The sequence below is a fragment of the Weizmannia agrestimuris genome, assembly GCF_943193165.1.
Lineage (GTDB): Bacteria > Bacillota > Bacilli > Bacillales > Bacillaceae_C > Weizmannia > Weizmannia faecalis.
In genome coordinates, this window is record NZ_CALPDC010000090.1 from 1 (window position 1) to 2,788 (window position 2,788).

Genomic DNA, 2,788 nt, shown 5'->3' on the forward strand with positions numbered 1-2,788 from the left:
CCGTCGTGAATTGTTTCACTCAATATCTGGATAAGCTTACTATGGTTTACCGTGTCAAAGTACTGTTCTAAGTCCAGGTCTACTACATACTGGTATCCTTCATTTACATTCTTTTGGCACTTGAGAAGTGCCTGATTTGTACTTCTATGTGGTCGGAAACCATAGCTATTGTCTGAGAACTTTCTTTCATATATAGGGACTAGGACCTGCGAAATGGCTTGTTGGATGACTCGGTCTACTACCGTTGGTATTCCAAGTTTCCTTGTTTTCCCGTTGTCTTTTGGTATTTCTACCCTTCTAACGGGTTGGGGCTTGTATGTCCCATTTCGAATGGAGAGGACGAGTTCCCTCTGATGTTCAGTTAGGTATGCCAAAAGTTCACCTGTTTTCATTCCATCGACACCGCCCGCACCTTTGTTTTTCTTTACCTTTTTATAGGCACGGTGCAGGTTATTACTTGAAAGGATTCGTTCGAGCATCCATTCGTTCTGTCTGTTGGTGTTAGTGGTGTTGTTTTCAGTTATCCTCTTGAAACTATGCCCTCTGTCATATCCTTCCTGTTCCGCAGTATCTTTTTGACAGCAGGTTTCTTCCTGTTTTCTGCATTTGTTCGTTTCTTCGGTAACTTTCATTGACTTCCACTTCCTTTAGTTCAGCCCTTCCTTCGATGCTCCAGGCATCTCCGTACTATGGCCTCTGCTGACTTCTCACGGCAAATCTTGTTTCAACCAGGTTTCATACTCTGTTTCCACCTGTCCGTGAGACCTCCCGTGGTAAGGTGATTCACTTTCATTCCATGTACCCGCACCATTTACGTTTCCACATCCGGATAGCTTTTGGGCTTTGACTTGTTCAGCAGCCTTACCCTGTGAGAGTACGCCTAATGATGTTCGTGTTCCTCGGGTCAGAATTTTGCCTCCAGCTTCCTTCAGATTCCATCTCACGATGGACACCCTTGCTCTTGGCTAATGGTTGGTCGCTACCTACCCCCATAGCGGACTTACACCGCCTAGCGAATCGCCATGCACGGCGCACTGTAAAAACGAGAGGCATGCTTAAAGCGTGCCTCTCGTTTTTGCTAAAGAGAATAAGCGCAGGCCACTTTTCAAAAACGGAGATGTCGCCGTAAGCACGGGCCTCAGTGGTTCCATCCAGCTTTAGGAAAAACCGCCTGCCTGCCAGAAGCCGCTGAAAAGCTCCAAAAGAAGAAAACGGTGGGACATCACCATAATCGTGTCTCACCGTTTTTTTTCTATATTTTGTTCAGTACCTCGGTATTCTTGGCGCCGTTTTTCATACCCGCGTGTTTTTTCTTCCTATCTGTGTTCAGTGCCCCCGCCTGTCATCCTCTGATTTCTTTTAAAATTTCCTTTGCCGTAGCAAGATCAATTGTCCCGCTTTGTTTTAGTTTTTCTGCAACCCGGTCAATTTCGCTTCCGGAGGCACCTGCTGTGATAGCGAGCGATTTGGCGTGCAGTGCCATATGCCCTTTTTGAATCCCGTCTGTTACAAGAGCTTTGATGGCGGAAAAGTTCTGGCCAAGCCCAGCGGAGACAATGATCGATTCCAGTTCTTTTGCATTTTGGTAACCCAGCAGCCGCTTGCTGAAACCGGCAGCAGGGTGGATGCTGATCTGGCCGCCGACTGTCCCGACCGGAAGCGGAAGGGTGAGGCTGCCAAGCAGGTCTCCGTTTTCTGCCTTGCTCCAAATAGAAAGGGAACGATACTTGCCGGACCTTGCTGCATAGGCATGGGCACCCGCTTCAATTGCGCGCCAATCGTTTCCGGTTGCGATCACAACGGCATCAACGCCGTTCATAATGCCTTTGTTATGCGTTGCAGCCCGGTAAGGATCCGCGTATGCAAATTGGGCGGCTTCAATGATCCGGTCGCGGACTTCTTCACCGGACATGCCGTTTTTTTCAAGCAATGACACGGGAATCCGGCATTCGGCCGTTGCCAGGCATTCAGTGGCATAATTGGAGAGAATGCCCATTAATGCCCGTCCCCCTGTCCACTCTTCCAAATGCGGTTTGATCGCCTCCGCCATGGTATCGATGATATTCGCACCCATTGCTTCCAGCGTATCAATATGGAGATGGACAACAAAAAAAGCAGGTGTGCCGGCTTTTTCATCAGCCGGGATCAGACGGACTTCCAATTTCCGGGCCCCGCCGCCCCGCTTCACAATCGAAGGCTTGGCTTCATTTGCCGTTTGCAAAAGTTCTTCCTCATGGGCCATCACCACCGTTTTCGCACGGATCGGATCCGGAACTTCCATTAACGCCACCTGCCCGATCATCATACGATTGCTCACTGTCGTTCGGAAACCGCCTGCCTTGTTGATGATTTTTGCCGCCGAACTTGCCGCCGCCACAACAGAAGGCTCCTCAATCGCCATCGGGACGACATACTCTTTTCCGTCAATCAGAAAGTTCAATGCCGTACCATATGGCAATTCATATTTGGCAATCTGGTTTTCAATCATATGGTCCGCCGTTTCATCCGGCAGCACAAGCCCTTTTTCAAGCAGCGCGGCATCTTCGGCTGAAATGGCCTTCGCCTGTTCCAGCGCCTTGATTCTTTCAAGCCGGTTTTTTTCGTAAAATTTATGCAAAGGTTGCTTTTCCATATTTTCCTCCTCTGTGCGCGATAAAGTGCATACATTTATTTTAACGCATTTCAGGGGGAAAACCAGCCATCCAATTTTCCGTATGTGTCAAGTTTTTCTCGACAAGGTTTAAATATCGGGTATTCCAAGACACTCTTTTTGTACACTTTCGGCTAC

2 protein-coding genes are annotated in these 2,788 nt (G+C 48.4%); both read right to left on the reverse strand.

Annotation, left to right across the window (positions count from 1 at the left end):
* On the reverse strand, positions 1-632 hold a 632-nt coding region (locus tag NFR98_RS15605; protein ID WP_251460581.1), incomplete at its 3' end, for a reverse transcriptase domain-containing protein.
* A 710-nt stretch (positions 633-1,342) separates the two neighbouring features.
* Positions 1,343-2,632 (reverse strand): hydroxymethylglutaryl-CoA reductase, degradative, encoded by a 1,290-nt coding sequence (locus NFR98_RS15610; RefSeq protein ID WP_014096418.1) that lies wholly within the window; start codon positions 2,630-2,632, stop codon positions 1,343-1,345.
* Positions 2,633-2,788 lie beyond the last annotated feature (156 nt).

Excerpts from the sequence above, each read along its gene's own strand:
- NFR98_RS15610 (WP_014096418.1), bottom strand. The coding sequence starts at position 2,632 with ATGGAAAAGCAACCTTTGCATAAATTTTACGAAAAAAACCGGCTTGAA.